Origin of the sequence: Herbaspirillum sp. SJZ107 (genome assembly GCF_006715485.1) — a bacterium.
Lineage (GTDB): Bacteria > Pseudomonadota > Gammaproteobacteria > Burkholderiales > Burkholderiaceae_D > Telluria.
Genome location: NZ_VFNH01000003.1, coordinates 1027799 through 1045899, shown reverse-complemented (window position 1 = coordinate 1045899; position 18101 = coordinate 1027799). Strand labels below are relative to the sequence as shown.

At 65.0% G+C, this 18101-nt stretch carries 12 protein-coding genes; 4 read left to right on the top strand and 8 right to left on the bottom strand.

The window, feature by feature from the left end; all coding sequences use genetic code 11:
- Positions 1–10 precede the first annotated feature (10 nt).
- A complete protein-coding gene (locus FBX97_RS22770) occupies positions 11–1405 on the top strand; it encodes a YfcC family protein (RefSeq protein ID WP_141836872.1) in 1395 nt (464 codons plus the stop codon).
- 7 nt (positions 1406–1412) lie between these two features.
- Here FBX97_RS22770 and FBX97_RS22765 read toward each other — a convergent pair whose 3' ends face one another.
- The 3 genes from FBX97_RS22765 to FBX97_RS22755 form a co-directional block, all read right to left on the bottom strand.
- Positions 1413–2993, bottom strand: coding sequence for a beta-xylosidase (locus FBX97_RS22765; protein ID WP_141836870.1), 1581 nt, complete (start codon positions 2991–2993; stop codon positions 1413–1415).
- Positions 2994–3154: 161 nt separating this feature from the next.
- Positions 3155–5125: a phosphatase PAP2 family protein gene (locus tag FBX97_RS22760; protein ID WP_141836868.1), complete on the bottom strand. Its 1971-nt coding sequence runs from the start codon at positions 5123–5125 to the stop codon at positions 3155–3157.
- Between the two features lie 286 nt (positions 5126–5411).
- Positions 5412–7277, bottom strand: coding sequence for a phosphoenolpyruvate carboxykinase (GTP) (locus FBX97_RS22755; RefSeq protein WP_141836866.1), 1866 nt, complete (start codon positions 7275–7277; stop codon positions 5412–5414).
- Positions 7278–7644: 367 nt separating this feature from the next.
- On the opposite strand from FBX97_RS22755, the gene FBX97_RS22750 reads away from it, so the two are divergent.
- Entirely contained in the window at positions 7645–8634 is a 990-nt protein-coding gene (locus FBX97_RS22750; protein WP_141836864.1) for a D-2-hydroxyacid dehydrogenase family protein, read from the top strand.
- Positions 8635–8670: 36 nt separating this feature from the next.
- On the opposite strand, the gene FBX97_RS22745 is transcribed toward FBX97_RS22750, so the two are convergent.
- Positions 8671–9426 (bottom strand): L-asparaginase, encoded by a 756-nt coding sequence (locus FBX97_RS22745; protein WP_141836863.1) that lies wholly within the window; start codon positions 9424–9426, stop codon positions 8671–8673.
- 115 nt (positions 9427–9541) lie between these two features.
- On the opposite strand from FBX97_RS22745, the gene FBX97_RS22740 reads away from it, so the two are divergent.
- Together FBX97_RS22740 and FBX97_RS22735 are read left to right on the top strand one after the other, a co-directional pair.
- A complete protein-coding gene (locus FBX97_RS22740; RefSeq protein WP_141836861.1) occupies positions 9542–10027 on the top strand; it encodes an asparaginase domain-containing protein in 486 nt (161 codons plus the stop codon).
- Between the two features lie 122 nt (positions 10028–10149).
- Positions 10150–11778: a catalase gene (locus tag FBX97_RS22735; RefSeq protein WP_141836859.1), complete on the top strand. Its 1629-nt coding sequence runs from the start codon at positions 10150–10152 to the stop codon at positions 11776–11778.
- A gap of 69 nt (positions 11779–11847) precedes the next feature.
- Here FBX97_RS22735 and FBX97_RS22730 read toward each other — a convergent pair whose 3' ends face one another.
- The 4 genes from FBX97_RS22730 to FBX97_RS22715 all read right to left on the bottom strand — a co-directional run bounded on the left by FBX97_RS22730 (position 11848) and on the right by FBX97_RS22715 (position 17886).
- A complete protein-coding gene (locus FBX97_RS22730; protein WP_141836857.1) occupies positions 11848–12744 on the bottom strand; it encodes a recombination-associated protein RdgC in 897 nt (298 codons plus the stop codon).
- An 89-nt stretch (positions 12745–12833) separates the two neighbouring features.
- A complete protein-coding gene (gene dinB, locus FBX97_RS22725; RefSeq protein WP_141836855.1) occupies positions 12834–13910 on the bottom strand; it encodes a DNA polymerase IV in 1077 nt (358 codons plus the stop codon).
- A 91-nt stretch (positions 13911–14001) separates the two neighbouring features.
- On the bottom strand, positions 14002–15852 hold the full coding sequence (locus tag FBX97_RS22720) for a S8 family peptidase (protein ID WP_141836853.1): 1851 nt from the start codon (positions 15850–15852) through the stop codon (positions 14002–14004).
- A gap of 192 nt (positions 15853–16044) precedes the next feature.
- Positions 16045–17886, bottom strand: a complete 1842-nt coding sequence (locus FBX97_RS22715; RefSeq protein ID WP_141836851.1) for a S8 family peptidase — start codon at positions 17884–17886, stop codon at positions 16045–16047.
- Positions 17887–18101 lie beyond the last annotated feature (215 nt).

Here is an 18101-nt window from a genome sequence, read left to right as displayed (position 1 = left end):
GTCTGTAACCATGCGCCTGCGCCTGCCCAATACCTTCGTCCTGCTGTTCGCGATCCTGGCGCTGATTGCGCTGGCCACCTGGCTGATCCCGGGCGGGAAGTACGAGACCCACCTGGTGAACGGCAAGCAGCTGATCGACCCGGCGTCCTTCCACTACGTGGCCAGCAGCCCGCAGGGCCTGGTGGCGCTGATGAAGGCGCCGATCAAGGGCTTCGTCGAAGCGGCGCAGATCATCGGCTTCGTGCTGATCGTCGGCGGCGCCTTTGCCGTGATCCAGAAGACCGAAGCGATCGATACCGCGATCCGCTCGGTCGCCAGGGCGCATGCGCACTCGCCGCTGATCCGCGCCACCCTGATCCCGGTCTTCGTCACCCTTTTCTCGCTCGGCGGCGCCACCTTCGGCATGAACGAGGAGTCGATTCCGTTCGTGCTGATCTTCGTGCCGCTGGCGCTGGCGCTCGGCTACGACACCGTGACCGGCGTGTCGATCCCCTTTCTCGGCTCGCAGGCCGGCTTCGGCGCCGCCTTTCTGAATCCGTTCAACGTCGGCATCGCGCAGGGCATCGCCGGGGTGCCGGTGTTTTCGGGGATGGGCTACCGCCTGATCGTATGGGTGACGGTGACCGCGGTGACGATCGCCTTCCTGATGTGGTACGCGGCGCGGGTCAAGCGCACGCCGACGCTCAGCCCGACCTTCATCCTCGACCAGGCCAAGCGCAAGGAACAGCCGGCCGGACTCTCCATGCAGCATCCGCATGAGCGCATGCGCGGGCGCCATGTCGCGGTGCTGGCGATCTTCGCGCTGTCGCTGGGCGCGATGGTGATCGGCGTCGTGAAATTCGACTGGTTCGTCGACGAGATCGCCGCCCTGTTCCTGGCGATGGCGATCGTCGCCGGCCTGGTGGCGCGCCTCGGCACCGACGACTGGGTGGCCGCCTTCATGCAGGGCGTGAAGGACCTGGCGCCGACCGCGCTGGTGATCGCAATCGCGCGCGCCACCATGATCATCGCGCGCGACGCCCACATCATCGACACCATGCTGCATGGCCTGATGCCGCTAGTGCAGTCGAGCCACCCGGTATTCGCGGCCCAGAAGATGTACCTGATCCAGTCGGTGATCAACTTCTTCATCCACTCGGGCACCGGCCAGGCCGCGCTGACCATGCCGATCATGGCGCCGCTGGCCGACCTGGTCGGCGTGACGCGCCAGACCGCGATCCTCGCCTTCCAGCTCGGCGAGCTGTCGACGCCGATGCTGCCGACCTCGGGCATCACGGTCGGCGTGCTGGCCCTGGCGCGCGTGCCCTGGCTGACCTGGGCCAAGTGGATGATTCCGCTGCAGCTGATCTACCTGGTGCTGGCCCTGCTGCTGCTGGTGCCGCCTTGCCTGATGCAGTGGAGCTGACCCGGTCTCACGGCTTCGCTGCGATCTTCACCAGCACCACATCGTTGACCCGCATCGGCACCTGCACGCTTGCCGTGCCGTTCGCCGCCACCTTTACCTGGCGCGTCTCCGGCTTGTCCACGGTCAGCGCCTGCAGCTGCGCGACCTGCGACTGAGTGAGGCTCTTGGGCTTGCCCATCTCCAGCCAAGTGGTGTGCGCATCGTTGGCCTTGAAGCCGGTGCGGTACACCTGCATCGTGTAGGTGCCCGGCTTCATCCCCTTCAGCTCCAGCGCCAGCGGGGTGCCGTCGCGCGTCGGCTGCACCGTCGTGTAGTAGGGCCGGTTGCTCTTGTTGCCCTGGTCCGGCTTCTGGAAGTCCCAGGCCAGTACCTGCACCCCGCCCTTGGCGTCGCGCGCGACCCAGGACTGCGCATCCGGCGTCCTGACTTCCTGCTCGCCCAGCTGGTGCAGGTATTTGTAGGCGAACCAGGCCGGCTTGCGGATGCCCTGCGGGTTCATCAGGCCGAAGCCGCCCTCGAAGGGCGCGGTCGGCGGACCCGGCTCCTCGAACAGATCGGAATAGGTCCAGTAGCTCATCCCCTGCAACTGGCCTTCGCTGCCTTTCAGCTTGCTCAGGATGTAGGGCGCGCTCACGTACGAATCGTGCACCGGGTCGCGCGGCGTGTAGCTGGTGCTCCATTCGGTGAAGTACAGCGGCAGCTTGGGCAGGTAGGAGGCCTCGATTTCGCGCCGCACCTTGCGCACGTCGCCGACGATGGCGTCGTCGGACGCCGACAGCTTGGTGTCGCCCTTGCCGTTCTCGTCGAGGAAGCCGCCGTCCACGCCATAGGTGTGGGTGGTGATGAAGTCGACCGCCGCCCCGCTCTTCTGCGTATGCGCCAGGAATTCCGGCACCCAGGCCGCGCCCGCGGTCGACGGCCCGCCCACGCGCAGCTGCGGATCGATCGCCTTGATGGTGCGCGCGGTCAGATCGTACAGCGCGAAGTATGCCGGCTGGTCGGCCTTTTCCCAGAAACCGTCCAGGTTCGGCTCGTTCCACACCTCGAAGAACCAGGTGCGCACCTCGTCCCGGCCGTAGCGCTGCTGCAGGTGCCGCACGAAGGCGTCGACCAGTGGCGCCCACTGGGCGTGGTCCGGGTGCGAGGTGTTGCCCTTCCAGTAGAAGATGCTGTTATCCGAGGTCTTCATCGCTTCCGGCGTGAAGCCCAGTTCGACGAAGGGCTTGATGCCCATGGCGAGCAGCTTGTCGTACAAATAATCGATCCTGGTCCAGTCGTAGACCGGCTTGCCGCCGACGACCTTGTAGGTGCCCAGCACGTCGTGGAAGATGCCGTGGAAGCGGATGTAGCGGAAGCCCAGTTCCTCTTTCGCGGTCTTGATCTGGGCCAGGCTGTCGTCGCGGATCAGGGTGCCGGGGAAGTCGGAACCGACCGAGAGGTCGGCGAAGCGGTCGCGCGCCACCGTGGGCGCGTTGAGGTCGATGGGAATGCGGCGGGCGGCGTTATCGGCCGCCAGCGCCGGGACATTCAGGGTGGAAGCGAAAACCAGCGCCAGGGCGCTGCCGAGCAGGGTACGACGTGATCGCATGCTTGTTATCCTTTATGGGCGTCGATTGTCTCCAAATGAATGTTTGCGCTAACAATTCATTTCGCACAAGAATAAAGGATAAATACTGCGAAGTAAAACAAAACGGCCGGCATCGCATGCCGGCCGTTTCATCGAGCCCCGCTGCCTGCGCGGGTGGCAGATCAGCCGTCGATATGCACCGCCACGCCGGTATTGCTGTACTCGAGCGACGCCTTGTAGCCATCGGCGCTCACGCCGGTGAACACGCCCTTGCGCGCGCCTGCGCTGACCACCTGGTACGACGTGCCGACGCTCGGCTTGAAGCCGTTCGCGAACTTCAGGCGCAGGGTGCCGCCGACGATGGTCGCGGTGCCCTTCACGCTGAGGGTGCCGGCATTCGCGGCGCCCAGCGTGATCTGGAGCGTGCCCTTGTCGAGCTGGGTGTAGTTGCCGCCCACGGTCACCGGCGCCGGGGCGCTGCTGGCCACGGTGGCGCCGGCGCCCACATATACGTCGCCGCTGCCGAAGGCCGTCGCTGACAGCGCCTCGAGCGTACCGGCTTCCACCTGGGCGCCGCCGGTCCAGCTGTTGTTGCCGCCCAGTTTCAGGGTGCCGCTGCCCTGCTTGACCAGCTTGCCGCTGCCGCCGATGTCGTTGCGCCAGCGGTCCGACGCGTTGAAGCCGCCTTTGCTCCCATCCATGTTCAGCACCACGTTGCCGCTGAAGGCGGCGTAGCCGTCGGCGGCGGCGAACAGGTTCAGGCGGCCCCAGCCTTCGGCATCGTCCAGCACCGGATAGCCGGACGCGATCGCCGTGGTTTTCAGCACCACGCGGCGCTGGGCATCGCTCAGGTAAGGCAGGCGGGTTTCGAGCAGCACTTCGGCGCCTTTCGGCACCACGGCCGGCGCATTGGTGGCGCCGGTCTGCGGCAAACCATAAGTCATGCGGCGCACGTAGTTGGCCTTGCTGGCAGCGTAGTCGGCGAAACGGTCGTTGGCGGCGGTGCCCGACACGGCATACGCCGCGAAGGTGTCCGCCGTGGTGTTGGTCAGCTTGATGAGCGTCGTATGGGCCTGGGTCACGGTGGCGGCACGGGTGGTGACGCCGGCGGCGATGATGTTGGCGGCGGCGACGGCCTGCGCCTGCACACGGCCGCCCATCACGTCCAGCGGCGAGTGCATGCCGGCCAGGATGCGGCTTTCGCCCAGTTCCAGGCCGCGGCCGACCAGTTCCTGGTAGCGCTCGGGCAGCACGTAGGCCATGCCGACCGCGTTGCGGGTCGCCTCGGCCGCGTGGCCGCTGGGGAAGCCGCCGTCGCTGACCGGGGTCGGGCTCTTGGCCGGCACCAGCGCCGGCAGCACCACGACCTGGCTGCTCCAGCGGTAGGGACGCGCGTATTTGTAGAAGCGCTTGGCCGGTTCGGTCGACCCGTTGCCGCCCATCGCATTGACGAAGTCGACCACCTTGCCGAAGTCGGCATTGGCATCGCCGCCGACGCCGTTGTTGTTGCCGCCGTCGTCGTATTTGACGGTAGTGGCGTCGGCCGGCACGTTGGTGATGGTGGTCGTTGCGCGGCTGGCGCTGCGCCAGGCGTCGGTCAGCGGACCCATGCCTTCGGTCACGCTGTAGCCCTTGTTGCGGCGGTCGTCGAGGTAGGCTTGCAGGCCCTGCGCCGCAGTGCGGCTGCCGGTGGCCTTGACCACGTAGTCGATGTTGGCGCTGTGCACGGCGGCGTTGGCAATGGTGCCGCCGTTGCTGCCGTCGTTCGGCACGCCGGTCCAGCTCGATTTGACCACGGCCGGGAAGCCGTCCAGCGCGGGCGCGCTGACGTCGGCATCGACGATCTCGGTCAAGGGTTTCCAGACGTTGAGCATGCCGCCCAGCACGCGCACGCCGGCATTCGTGGCCAGGGTCGCGTAGCGGGCGTCGCCGCGCTGGTTGCTGGCGGCGCTGTCGACGAAGGCGGTGACCTGCGGCACCGGCGCCGTATCGGCTGCACCCTGGTCGGCCGGCGCGGCCGGGGCGACGCTGACTGGCGTCAGGTCGGGACCGTCGTTGCTGCCGCCGCAAGCGGACAGCAGCACCAGGATGGCGCCGGCAATGGCGTGACGTGAAATAGTATGGGCAGTACGGGATTGGGACGTGCGCAGCATGCTTGCTCCAGAATATTGAACATCGAGTGACGCGCATTATTCCGATGCAATGTGACCTGGCGATGAAATGAAAAAAGGGACAGGCGAAAGCCCGTCCCTTCTTCGTTCTTCTTCTTGATATTCGCGGCTGCGATCATTTGCCGCAGCCGTCGTCTCCCCGCCTGGAACGCTAACAGAACCTTCATGGCTGCGTTGTATCGTCTCGCCGTACTATCGTACTGTCTTCGACGATACGCCTTGCCCTGAAGCTCCTGTTAGACGTTCCTACTTCTCCGACAGAAACATTTTAGCTGGACAACCTTTCCTCCAGCGCACGCTTGGTTGCCACCAGTTCCTGAGGCAATCCATGCGCCAATTTATCGAAGAGTTCGGTGTGCAGCTTGAGTTCGTCGCGCCAGGCATCCTTGTCGATCGAGGTGATGCGCTGGAAGGCTTCCGGGCTGAAGTCGATGCCGGTCCAGGTCAGGTCGCCGTACGACGGCGTGGTGCCGAAGATGTGCTCGACGCCGCCGGCCTGGCCCTGGACGCGGTCGAGGATCCACTTCAGCACGCGCATGTTGTCGCCATAGCCCGGCCACACGAAGTTGCCGGCGTCGTCGGTGCGGAACCAGTTGACGCAGAAGATCTTCGGCAGCGCGGCCGGATTCTTGGCCTGTACTTTCTTGCCGAGGTCCAGCCAGTGCTGGAAGTAATCGCTCATGTTGTAGCCGATGAAGGGCAGCATCGCGTACGGATCGCGGCGCACCACGCCCTGCTGGCCGGCAGCGGCGGCCGTGGTTTCCGAACCCATGGTCGCGGCCATGTACACGCCTTCGGTCCAGTCGCGCGCCTCGGTCACCAGCGGCACCGTGGTCGAGCGGCGGCCACCGAAGATGAAGGCCGAGATCGGCACGCCGGCCGGATCGTCCCAGGCCGGGTCGATCACCGGGTTCTGGGTCGCGGCTACCGTGAAGCGCGCGTTCGGGTGCGCGGCCTTGGTGCCGGACGCCGGGGTCCAGTCCTTGCCTTGCCAGTCGATCAGGTGCGCCGGGGCTTCCTTGGTCATGCCTTCCCACCAGACGTCGCCGTCGTCGGTCAGCGCGACGTTGGTGAAGATGACGTTTTCACGCAGCGACGCCATGCAGTTGGCATTGGTTTTCTCGTTGGTGCCCGGGGCCACGCCGAAATAGCCGGCTTCCGGGTTGATCGCAACCAGCTTGCCGTCGGCGCCCGGCTTGATCCAGGCGATGTCGTCGCCGATGGTGGTGACTTTCCAGCCTTCGAAACCGGCGGGCGGGATCAGCATCGCGAAATTGGTCTTGCCGCAGGCCGAGGGGAAGGCGGCCGCCACGTACTGCTTTTCGCCCTGCGGCGATTCGACGCCCAGGATCAGCATGTGTTCGGCCAGCCAGCCGGTGCCGCCCTGTTGCGCTTCCTGGTAACCCATGTTGGAGGCGATGCGCAGCGCAAAGCACTTTTTGCCGAGCAGCGCATTGCCGCCGTAGCCCGAGCCGAACGACCAGATCTCGCGCGTTTCCGGGTAGTGGACGATGTACTTGGTGGCATTGCATGGCCAGCGCACGTCCTGCTGGCCGGCGGCAAGCGGCATGCCGACGCTGTGCACGCAGGGCACGAAGTCGCCATCGGACCCCAGCACGTCGTACACGGCGCGGCCCATGCGGGTCATGATGCGCATGTTGACGGCGACATAGGGCGAATCAGACAGTTCGACGCCGATGTGGGCGATCGGCGAGCCCAGCGGCCCCATCGAGAACGGCACCACGTACAGGGTGCGGCCGGCCATGCAGCCGTCGAACAGGCCGTGCAGGGTCTGGCGCATTTCCTGCGGATCGGTCCAGTTGTTGGTCGGGCCGGCCTGCTCTTTGGTAGCGGAGCAGATGAAGGTGCGGTCTTCGACGCGGGCGACGTCGCTCGGGTCGGAGCAGGCGAGATAGGAATTCGGGCGTTTTTCGGGGTTCAGGCGCTTCATCGTGCCTGCCTCGACCATCTGGGCGCAGAGGCGGTCGTATTCTTCTTCGGAGCCGTCGCACCAGTAGATGGCGTCGGGTTTGGTGAGGGCCGCGATCTCGGCCACCCAATTGATGAGCTTGTTATGCTTGATGTAAGCTGGGACGTTCAGAGCGGCGACGCCGTGCATGATGGGTTGATTCATGAGGTACTCCAATGCCAATAAAGAAATCTTGGCGACTCCGAAACCCGGGCGCGTCCGCTTCCGTCATGGCGATGCGGTCCGGCGGTGCGCGCTGCCGCGTTTCGCGGTCCCTGTTGTCTCGTCCGGACGCGGCTGCCCTGCGGGTTCGCGATGCGGACGATGGACGTCTATCGTACTGGCCGCAAAAGATATCAATCAGACATCGCGGTCTCTTATTTCTGGACGATTCTACACCCGCGCCGATGCGTTTCAAATGCTTCAACAACAAAAATGTAGGAATTTTGGTTGACTAATGTAGTAGGCTATTTTTGCCGTTTCAGATCCTGTCATTTCATTACGTCCAACACACAAACTTCAGCGAACTCCCATGAAAATAGCGATTCTCGACGATTACCAGGATGCGGTCCGCAAGCTAGACTGTTTCAAATTATTGGATGGGCATGAGGTCAAGGTGTTCCAGCACAGCGTACGCGGACTCGGCCAGATGGCGATCCGCCTGGCGCCCTTCGATGCCCTGGTCCTGATCCGCGAGCGCACCGCCCTGTCGCGCGCCTTGCTGGCGAAACTGCCGAACCTGAAACTGATCTCGCAGACCGGCAAGGTGTCCGGCCACGTCGACGTGGCCGCGGCGAGCGAGCGCGGCATCGCGATAGCCGAAGGCGTCGGTTCGCCGGTGGCCCCGGCCGAGCTGACCTGGACGCTGATCATGGCGGCGTCGCGCCGTATCGTCCCGTACGCAAACAACCTGAAGGATGGCTTGTGGCAGACGGCATCGATCAACCCCGAGTTGAACGGGCTGGGACGGGTGCTGCGTGGACGTACCCTGGGGATTTGGGGTTACGGCAAGATCGGACGTCTGCTGGCCGGGTACGGCAAGGTGTTCGGAATGCGGGTGATGGTGTGGGGCAGCGACGGGAGCCGGGCAGCGGCCGAGGCCGATGGGTTTATCGCGGCGCCGTCGCGCGAAGCCTTCTTCGCAGACGCCGACGTGCTCAGCCTGCACCTGCGCCTGGCCGATGCCACGCGCGGCATCGTCACCGCGGCCGACCTGGCGCGCATGAAACCGGATGCGCTGTTCGTGAACACGAGCCGGGCCGAACTGGTGGCCGACGGTGCGCTGGAAGCGGCGCTGCAGCGGGGACGGCCGGGGCAGGCGGCGCTGGATGTGTTCACCAGCGAGCCTTTGCCGGCCGAGGCCGACCTGTTGAAGATGCCGGTGGTGCTGGCAACGCCGCACCTGGGATATGTCGAGAAGGACAGTTACGAGATGTATTTCCGGGCGGCGTTCGAGAACGTGGTCAATTTTGCCAACGGGACGCCGACCAATATTCTGAATCCGGAAGCATTGACGCGGTGATGCATCCGCTGTCCACGCGTTCAACTGGACGATGCCTTATCCCAGCTCCGGTTCGCCCGTGAAATTCGGCTTGCGCATCGGCATCTCGTGGCGGCGGGTCCACAAACCGGCCCAGCCCGGTGGCCAGGAAATCGCCGGCCCGGCATAGGCCGGCAAGCCGGCGCGCACCGGCACCACGGGCACCGGCGGCATCTCGATCAGGCCGCCGTCTTTCGATGGCGCCATGTCGAAGCTGTACATATAACCCGGCAACAAGGCATCGCACACGCCGGCGAACCAGGCGGTGTGGTCTTCGTCGCGGCCGAGCGCGCGCGCCAGGCCTTCGGGGTCGAACTTGGCCAGCGCGTGGATCAATTCCTCGGTGGTGGCGCCCGGGGCGTCGCCCCAACCCATCACCGGATTGCCGTTGTAGTCGGCGCCCGAACCGTACCAGCCTTCGCGCCAGGGGCGCTGCATCCAGTCGCGCTGGCCGGTGAACAGGTGCCAGCGCCAGTGCAGGCCGGACGCCTTGGGCCAGGAATGCAGGTACAGCCTTTCATAGCCGGCCATGTGCAGGTCGCGCACCATCGCCATCAGGCGCGCGTGCGGCATGCGGTCCGGCGGCGAGCGGCGGAAGCGGATCGCTTCGCCATCGGCGTGCTGCACGTCATCGGTCGACAAATTGAGGTCGAGCGGACGCGCTTCGTTGCCGAAACGTGCAGAAATCCAGCCGGTCAGCAGGTTGACGTGGGTAATGACGCCATAGCCGCGATGGCGGTGAAAAATGACGGTTCCGGGGGCAACGGGTTTCATGTGGGGCGATCAGTATGCTCATCCAATCCTGCCGATTTTAGCGCAGACCCATGGGGGTACACTACCGTTTGCGGCTATCATTACCCACCTTTTTTCACTGCCTTTCCAAACCATCATGACTTTGCGGATCATCGCCACCGGCGGCACTTTCGACAAACATTACAACGAGCTCAACGGTGTACTCGGCTTTGCCGAGAGCCACTTGCCGGACGTTATTAAACGTACCCGCATGACCATCCCGGTCGAGCTCGAAGTCGTTTCCCTGCTGGACTCGCTCGACATGCAGGATGCCGACCGCCAGCGCGTGCTGGGCGCCTGCCAGGCCGCGCCGGAACAGGCGATCGTCATCGTGCACGGCACCGACACCATGCGTGAAACCGCCGAAGTGCTGGGTGCGGCCGTCAGCGACAAGACCATCGTGTTCACGGGCGCCATGATTCCCTACGAAATCGCCAACTCGGATGCGCTGTTCAACTTCGGCTTCGCCTGCGGCGTGGCCCAGGTGCTGCCGCCCGGCGTGTATGTGGCGATGAACGGCAAGATTTTTAGTTGGGACAACGTCACCAAGAACCGGGCAGCCGGCGTGTTCCAGTCAGCCTGACCGGGCCGCATGATCGTCAAATCTGGGGCTTTGACAATGCACCTTTCCTAAAGGCTCCAGAACGCTGCGCATTTTCGTCCTTTTTTATAATTGCTTCCCCATGAAAGCAGGAGGAACAAGCGATGAATGAGCAGCGTCCCACGTTAACCACCCGCCAAGGCCACCCCGTCCGCGACAACCAGTCGCTGCGCTCAGTGGGTGAACGCGGCCCGGCGACCCTCGAGAACTACCAGTTCATCGAAAAGATCACGCATTTCGACCGCGAACGCATCCCCGAGCGCGTCGTGCATGCACGCGGCACCGGCGCCCACGGCTTCTTCGAAGCCTATGGCACCATCGGCGACGAACCCGCCACCAAATACACCCGCGCCAAGGTCCTGACCGAGACCGGCGTACAGACCCCTGTCTTCCTGCGCTTCTCGACCGTGATCGGCGCCAAGGAATCCCCGGAAACGGCGCGCGATCCGCGCGGTTTCGCCATCAAGCTGAAAACCGTCGAGGGCAACTGGGACCTGGTCGGCAACAACCTGAAAGTATTCTTCATCCGCGACGCGATCAAGTTCCCGGACATGATCCACGCTTTCAAGCCGGACCCGGTCACCAACCAGCAGGAACCGTGGCGCTTCTACGACTTCATTGCCAACCATCCGGAGTCGCTGCACATGGTTACCTGGGTCAAGAGCCCATGGGGTATCCCGGCCAACTACCGCGAGATGGAAGGTTCCGGCGTCAACACCTATAAGCTGGTGAACGACCAGGGCATCGCCCATCTGGTCAAATTCCACTGGCAGCCCAAGCAGGGCGTGCGCAATTTGACGAGCCAGCAGGCCGCCGAGATCCAGGCCCACGACACCAGCCACGCCACCCGCGACCTGTACGATGCGATCGAACGCGGCGACTATCCGGAATGGGAACTGTGCGTGCAGCTGATGAGCGACGGCGAGCACCCGGAACTCGATTTCGACCCGCTGGACGACACCAAGCGCTGGCCGGAAGACCAGTTCCCGCTGCTGAAAGTGGGCCGCATGGTGCTGAACAAGAACCCGGACAACGTCTTCGCTGAAACGGAACAGTCGGCCTTCGGTACCGGCGTGCTGGTCGACGGCATCGACTTCTCGGACGACAAGATGCTGCAGGGACGTACCCTGTCCTATTCCGACACCCAGCGCTACCGCGTCGGCCCCAACTACCTGCAGCTGCCGATCAATGCGCCGCAAGAAAAGGCACGCGCCCGCACCAACCAGCGCGACGGCCAGATGGCGTATTTCGTCGACGATGGCGGCGAGAACAAGCACCTGAACTACGAGCCGAGCCTGATCGGCGGCCTGCAGGAAGCACCGCAGCCCGAGAAGGACTATCACCAGTACGTGCAGGGCCACCTGGGCCGCTACCAGACCACCAGCACCGCCGCCGACTACAAGCAGGCCGGCGACCGCTACCGCACCTTCGAGGACTGGGAGCGCGACGACCTGGTCGCCAACGTCGGCGGCGACCTCAAGAAATGCCCGGAAGTGATCCAGCTGCGCATGGTCTGGCACCTGTGGCATTGCGACGAGGACTACGGCCGCCGCGTGGCCGAGATCGCCGGCATCGACCTGGAAAAGGCGAAAGCACTGCCGCCGCTGCCGGGCAAGCCGGCACCGCACGCGAATCGCCAGGCGCCGACCTATACCAGCGGCCAGCAGGAGAATGGCGACACCGGCGGGGTCAAGGAGCCGTCGACCACCGAGGAAGTGGCTGCGGCGAAATGATCGTCGGTATCTGAAAATGCAAACGGCCCGGGTGTGAATCCGGGCCGTTTTTCATGTGGCGAGCGTTAATTACGCCTTGGCTTCGCCACCCAGCGCTTCCACCAGGTCGGCCAGCATCTTGGCCAGCTCGCCGGTCATCAGCATGATGTCGTTATCGAAACGCTCATCGTCGCTGTAGGTGATGGTTTCGCCTTCCTTGATCACGTCCAGCGGCTTGATGCTCTTGATCGCCAGCTGTTCGGTCAGCACGAAGGAGATGCGGCTGTTCCAGGTCATGGCCAGGCGGGTGCACTGCTTGCCGCCGGCGATGTGGCGGCGGATGTCTTCCGGATCCAGCGAGTGCTTCACGTAACGCACGGTGGCCTTGCTTTCGCCGGTGGCGCGCAATTCCGTATCCTGGTCGATCGTGAAGTTGTACGGTGCCTCGTCCGATTCCAGCCAGCCGGTCATGACGGCCACCGGCGAACTCTGCACGCGCACCGATTCCAGCGGCATCTTGTCGACCGCTTTCAGCAGCAGCTTGATGATGTCGTCGGCCTTGTTCGGGCTGGCGGCGTCGACCACCAGCCAGCCGTTGACCGGGTCGATCCAGGCCCAGGTGTTGCCACGGATCGAAAATGCGCGCGGCAGCAGCTCGTCGGCCACGCGTTCCTTCAGTTCTTTCATCGCCTTCTTGCCCGGCGGGAAGCCCTGCTGCTCTTCCAGCTCGGCGGCCTTGGCCTTGGCGACCTGGTTGATGACCGAGCTCGGCAGCAGTTTCTTTTCGGTGCCCAGCATCATCAGCATCTGCTTGTTCACCACGTGCACCAGCTTGCCGTTGCCGCGCGGCGAATCCCAGCCCTGCTGCAGCAGTTCGTTGCTGTTGGCCGGCACGAAGGCTTGCGACGCCAGCGCTTCTTCCAGCTGTTCAGGGGTATAGGCCCAGGGAGCGGGCAGGCGGTAAATCTGAAGATTCTTGAACCACATAAAGTTGCTTTCGGTTATCTCTAAAATCCAGGGGAACGACATTCTACACGCTGCCGCGTGGCTCATTTCACGTGACAGGGCAGGCTTTTTTAATGTGTTGCACGTTCGTCAAACAGCTTGAGCTGTTCGACGACCTCGGTGTCGCCGAGGCGCACGCCGACGCCCAGCAGGCGCACCGGACGGCTGGCGCGCAGCCAGCCGGTTTCCAGCAGCCGCGCATAGATCTCCAGGTTCGGCGCATAGCCGACGCACTCGACCGTCGTCTGCTGGAAGTCGGAAAATTTGATTTTCACGAACAGTTTATTGATGAAGCGTTCGGCGCCGTTGCGCTTGATACGGCCCTGCAAGTGCTCCATCAATTCCGGCAGCAATGCCACGCAGGCGGCCAGGTCGGGCACGTCCGGCGTGTACGTTTCCTCGGTGCTGATCGATTTGCGCTCGCGCACCGGATTCACGTCGCGGTGGTCGATCCCGCGGCTCAGCTCGTACAGCCGGGTCCCGAAGGAACCGAAATGCTCCTGCAGCTTCGCGATCGGCCATTGGCGCAGGTCGCCGCAGGTGTCCAGTCCCAGGCGGTTCATCTTGGCGGCGGTGACCTTGCCGACGCCGTGCAGCTTTTTCACCGGCAGCACCGCGACGAAGGCATCGACTTCGTCGGGCCGCACCAGGAACAGGCCGTCCGGCTTGTTCCAGTCGCTGGCGATCTTGGCCACGAACTTGTTCGGCGCCACGCCGGCCGAGGCGGTGATGCCGACGGTCTCGAAGATGCGGCGCCGGATCTCCTGCGCGATCAGGGTGGCGCTGCCCTTGCAGTGGGGCGACGCCGTCACGTCGAGATAGGCTTCGTCCAGCGACAGCGGCTCCACCAATTCCGTATAGTCCTGGTAGATCTCCATGATCTGGCGCGAGGCGATCCGGTACTTTTCCATGTTCGGCGGGATCACCAGCAGGTCCGGGCACAGCTTGATGGCCTGGGCCGTCGCCATTGCCGAATGGATGCCGTAGCGCCGCGCTTCGTAATTGCAGGTGGCGATCACGCCGCGCTGGTCATGGCGCCCGCCCACCGCCAGCGGCCGGCCGCGCAGCGACGGGTCATCCCGCATCTCGACGGACGCGTAGAAACAATCGCAATCGCAGTGGATGATCTTGCGGACGGGAGCGTTCATACTGTAATTGCATACAGTATCGTTGAATTAATACAGGGATGCAAGTCCGTAGGGTGGGCTCGGGGAGCCCGCCCTACGATATGCGGCAATCTCAGCGCGTGGCGCTCGAATAGCTGCACGCCTTGACCACGTTCGGCAGCGGATCGCCGAAGGTCGCATTCGTGCACGCCGCCGAGCCGGTGAACACGCGCGACACGAAGCTGTTGTTGGCGCCGTAGCGCACCTCGCGCGTGCCGCTGAACGAGCAAGTGCCGCCCTCGTTCGCGCAGGCGGTCCAGGTCACCGGTGCCGGCGCTTCCACGGTCGCGCTCGAATAGCTGCACGACTTGACCACGTTCGGGATCGGGTCGCCGAACACGGCGTTGGTGCACGCGGTCGAGCCGGTCACGACCTTCGTCACGAAGCTGTTGTTGGCGCCGTAGCGCACTTCGCGGGTGCCGCTGAACGAGCAGGTGCCGCCTTCGGGTGCGCAGCTGGTCCAGGTCACGGCCGGGGCCGGCGAGGACGTACCTGCCAGCGCCGCGTTGACGGCGGCCTGGGCATCGACGATGCCGGCGCCGCAGCCGTTGCAGGCGGCCGGGAAGGCGCGCGCGGTCGATTTCAGCGTCGCCTCGACCTGGTCCGGGGTCAGGTTCGGATTCGCCGCCAGCATCAGCGCGGCCACGCCGGCAACGTGCGGGGTCGCCATCGAGGTGCCCATGTAATAGGCGTAGCTGTCGGAGGCCGGTGTCGAGGTACCGCTGTTGAGCGTCGACAGGATACCGGCGCCGTTGTCGCCGCCCGGCGCCGCCACGTCGACCACGCTGCCGTAGTTCGAGTACGAGGCCTTGCCGCCGCTGCGGCCGACCGCCGCCACCGCGATCACGCCGGTGCAGTTGGCCGGGCTCGAGTTCGCGGCGTCGATGTTCGAATTGCCGGCAGCAACCACCACCACGGCGCCGCGCGAACGGGCGCCGTTGATGGCGTTCTGGGTGGTCGTGTCGCAGCTGCCGCTGCCGCCCAGCGACAGGTTCAGCACGCGTGCCTTGTTGGCGTTGGCCGGCACGCCGTTGACGCTGCCGCCCGAAGCCCAGACGATGGCGTCGGCGATGTCGGAGGTATAGCCGCCGCAGCGGCCCAGCACGCGCGCCGGGACGATTTTCGCGTTGTAGGCGATGCCGGCGATGCCCGCGCCGTTGTTGGTGCGCGCGGCGATGGTGCCGGCCACGTGGGTGCCGTGCCAGCTCGAGGCCTGGTCCTGGCCCGGGACGCCCGCCGCGCAGCTGCCGGCCGGGGTCCAGTCGCCCGGGTCGCTGGCGTCGCTGTCGCGGCCGTTGCCGTCGTTGGCGATGCTGGTGCTGGCGATGAAGTCGTAGCCTTGCAGGATCTGGCCGGACAGGTCGGCGTGCGGACGGTAGCCGGTGTCGATCACGGCGACGTTGATGCCGCTGCCGGTCGAGCGGTCCCAGGCGCCGGTCACGTTGATGCCGCCGGTGGCTTCGTACAGGTCCCATTGCTGGCTGTAGCTGGGATCGTTCGGGACCGCCATCGCGGTCATGATGCGGTCCGGCTCGGCGTAGTCGACGCTGGCGTCGCGCGCCTTGAGTTCGGCCGCCAGCTGCCTCGCCTCGGCCAGCGACATGGTGCGGCTGAGCTGCAGCACGTTGGCGCCGGTCGCGGTCGCGCGCAGCGCGCGCAGGGTCATGCCGAACTGCTGGCCGGCCCGGTCGATCACGGCCTGGCGCGCAGCCGACAGCGCATTCGCCGGTAGCGCCGCCAGCGCCTTCAGGCGCGAGGTGTCGACGGCATCCTTGTAGCGGACGATCAGGCGGTCGGTCTGGGTGATGTAACGGGTCGGTTTCGCCGCGTCCTGCTGGCCTGCGCTGGCGGCCAGCGGGCCGCTGACGGCGAGCGCCGCCATGCAAAACTTCAACACGGTGGCGATCTTGCTGTGCTGTGTCATTCTGCTTCCTATTGGGGTTACTATTGATGAGCCGAACCCGCAAGCCTAGCCGAGAATGCTAGCGCTGAGGCCGTTTTAGTGACGTTCGCAACGGGAAAATTTTTGTCAAGTTATTGATTAATAACAAAAAAGTGGTCATATAAATAAAAAAAGGCGCTCGAATGAGCGCCTTCTAATCAAAACAGCAAGGATTTACCAGGACAGTTTCAAGGTGTACTTGCCGCTGGTCGAACCGGTACCGCCGCTGTAGTACACCACGCGCACGTAGCGCGCCGCGGTCGTGCTGCCGCTGTTGGCCGAGCTGGCGCTGTCGACCGCGCCGGTGCCGTTTTCGCTCAGCGCCAGCTGGGTGCCCGCATTGTTGTAGATATACAGGTCGTAGTCCGAGCTCGAGTTCGGGGTCAACACGGCGCTCAGGGTCTTGCCGGCCGGGACCTGCACCACGAAGTAGTCGGTGTCCGAGCTGCTGGCCAGGGTGCCGTTGACGGTGGTGCCCGTGGTCGTCACGCTGTTGGCGGTGGAAAGCGTGTTGTTCGACTCGGCTTCCGAGACCGTCGGGCCGGCCGTGGTGGCGCTGCCGGTGGCGGCGTCCACCGCTGCCGAGGCATTCACGATGCCGGCGCCGCAGCCGCTGCACGAGGCCGGGAAGGCGCGCGCGCTCGACTTCAGGCGGGCTTCGACGTCGTCCGGGGTGAGTGCCGGGTTTTTCGCCAGCATCAGCGCCACCACGCCGGCCACGTGCGGGGTCGCCATCGAGGTGCCCATGTAGCCGGCATAGCTGTCCGCGCCCGGTGCCTTGGTGCCGGCGTTCAGGGTCGACAGGATGGCTGCGCCGCTGTCGCCGCCCGGTGCCGCCACGTCGACCACGGTGCCGTAGTTCGAGTAGGAGGCGCGGCCGCCGGAGCGGTTGGTTGCCGCCACCGTGATCACGCCCGAGCAGTTGGCCGGGTTGCTGTTGCTGGCGTTCTGCGCCTCGTTGCCGGCCGCGACCACGACCACGGTGCCGCGCGAACGGGCGCTGTTGATCGCGTTCTGGGTGGTGGTGCCGCAGGCGCCGCCGCCGCCCAGCGACATGTTGATCACCTGCGCGCGCGCCGCGATGTTCGGCACGCCGGAGACGGTGCCGCCCGAGGCCCAGATGATGCCGTCGGCGATGTCGGACGTGTAGCCGCCGCACTTGCCGAGCACGCGCACCGGCACGACCTTGGCGCCGAAGGCGACGCCGGCCACGCCGCTGCCGTTGTTGGTGAGCGCGGCGATGGTGCCGGCCACGTGGGTGCCGTGCCAGCTCGAATTCGAGGCCGGCTCGCCGGCGCCGCATTCGCCGGCGGCGGTCCAGTCGCCCGGGTCGCTGGCGTCGCTGTCGCGGCCGCCGCCGTCGTTGGCGATGGTAGCGTCGGAAATGAAGTCATAGCCGGCCAGGATCTGGCCGGACAGGTCGGCGTGCGGGCGGTAGCCGGTGTCGATCACGGCGACGCGGATGCCCGATCCGGTCGACTTGTCCCAGGCCGCCGGCAGGTTCATGCCGCCGGTGGCTTCGAAGTAATCCCATTGCTGGCTGTACATCGAATCGTTCGGCGTCAGCAGCGGTTTCATGATGCGGTCCGGCTCGGCGTATTCGACGTTCGGGTCGCGCGCGGCCACTTCGGCGGCCAGCTTGGCGGCGTCGGCCAGCGTGGTCTTGCGGTCGAGCTTGATCACGCGGGCGCCGGTGCCGATGCGGTGCGATTCCTTCATCAGGAAGCCGAACTGCTGGCCGGCGCGGTCGAGCACGGCCTTGCGTGCGCTCGACAGCGGCGCAGCGGACAGCACGGAGGCAGCCGCAGCCTTGCCGGCCTTGACCGCCACCGGTGCGGCTTCGTCCTTGTACTTGACGATGATGCGGTCGGTCTGCTCCACGACCGCCATGCCGCGCGCGGGGGTTGCGGCGTCGTTCACGGACACGCCCGCGAAGGCGGCCCCGGCACCCAGGCCGAGGACGGCTGCGGCGCACAATTTCAACACTGCGGGATACATCGATTGCTGAGACTTCATGTTTCTTCCTTAGGTAAGAAAAACACAAAAGTTTTAGTTTCCGCAAGCACTTTAATGCTTGAGATCTGATTGTCCCGGTACCGCATGTATGCACCGGGCGTCCGTCTTGACAGCGGACAAACCAGACTACTCCGGCTCAGCAATGTGTGGATGGATTTCACAATTGTATTCAATACATATACAACACAAAAACCCGGTGTTAGCGCAAAAACCTA

What these genes read in the sequence shown, in the direction of transcription:
- FBX97_RS22770 (WP_141836872.1), top strand. Translation starts at nt 11, where the DNA reads ATGCGCCTGCGCCTGCCCAATACCTTCGTCCTGCTGTTCGCGATCCTG.
- FBX97_RS22765 (WP_141836870.1), bottom strand. Translation starts at nt 2,993, where the DNA reads ATGCGATCACGTCGTACCCTGCTCGGCAGCGCCCTGGCGCTGGTTTTC.
- FBX97_RS22760 (WP_141836868.1), bottom strand. Translation starts at nt 5,125, where the DNA reads ATGCTGCGCACGTCCCAATCCCGTACTGCCCATACTATTTCACGTCAC.
- FBX97_RS22755 (WP_141836866.1), bottom strand. Translation starts at nt 7,277, where the DNA reads ATGAATCAACCCATCATGCACGGCGTCGCCGCTCTGAACGTCCCAGCT.
- FBX97_RS22750 (WP_141836864.1), top strand. Translation starts at nt 7,645, where the DNA reads ATGAAAATAGCGATTCTCGACGATTACCAGGATGCGGTCCGCAAGCTA.
- FBX97_RS22745 (WP_141836863.1), bottom strand. Translation starts at nt 9,426, where the DNA reads ATGAAACCCGTTGCCCCCGGAACCGTCATTTTTCACCGCCATCGCGGC.
- FBX97_RS22740 (WP_141836861.1), top strand. Translation starts at nt 9,542, where the DNA reads ATGACTTTGCGGATCATCGCCACCGGCGGCACTTTCGACAAACATTAC.
- FBX97_RS22735 (WP_141836859.1), top strand. Translation starts at nt 10,150, where the DNA reads ATGAATGAGCAGCGTCCCACGTTAACCACCCGCCAAGGCCACCCCGTC.
- FBX97_RS22730 (WP_141836857.1), bottom strand. Translation starts at nt 12,744, where the DNA reads ATGTGGTTCAAGAATCTTCAGATTTACCGCCTGCCCGCTCCCTGGGCC.
- dinB (WP_141836855.1), bottom strand. Translation starts at nt 13,910, where the DNA reads ATGAACGCTCCCGTCCGCAAGATCATCCACTGCGATTGCGATTGTTTC.
- FBX97_RS22720 (WP_141836853.1), bottom strand. Translation starts at nt 15,852, where the DNA reads ATGACACAGCACAGCAAGATCGCCACCGTGTTGAAGTTTTGCATGGCG.
- FBX97_RS22715 (WP_141836851.1), bottom strand. Translation starts at nt 17,886, where the DNA reads ATGAAGTCTCAGCAATCGATGTATCCCGCAGTGTTGAAATTGTGCGCC.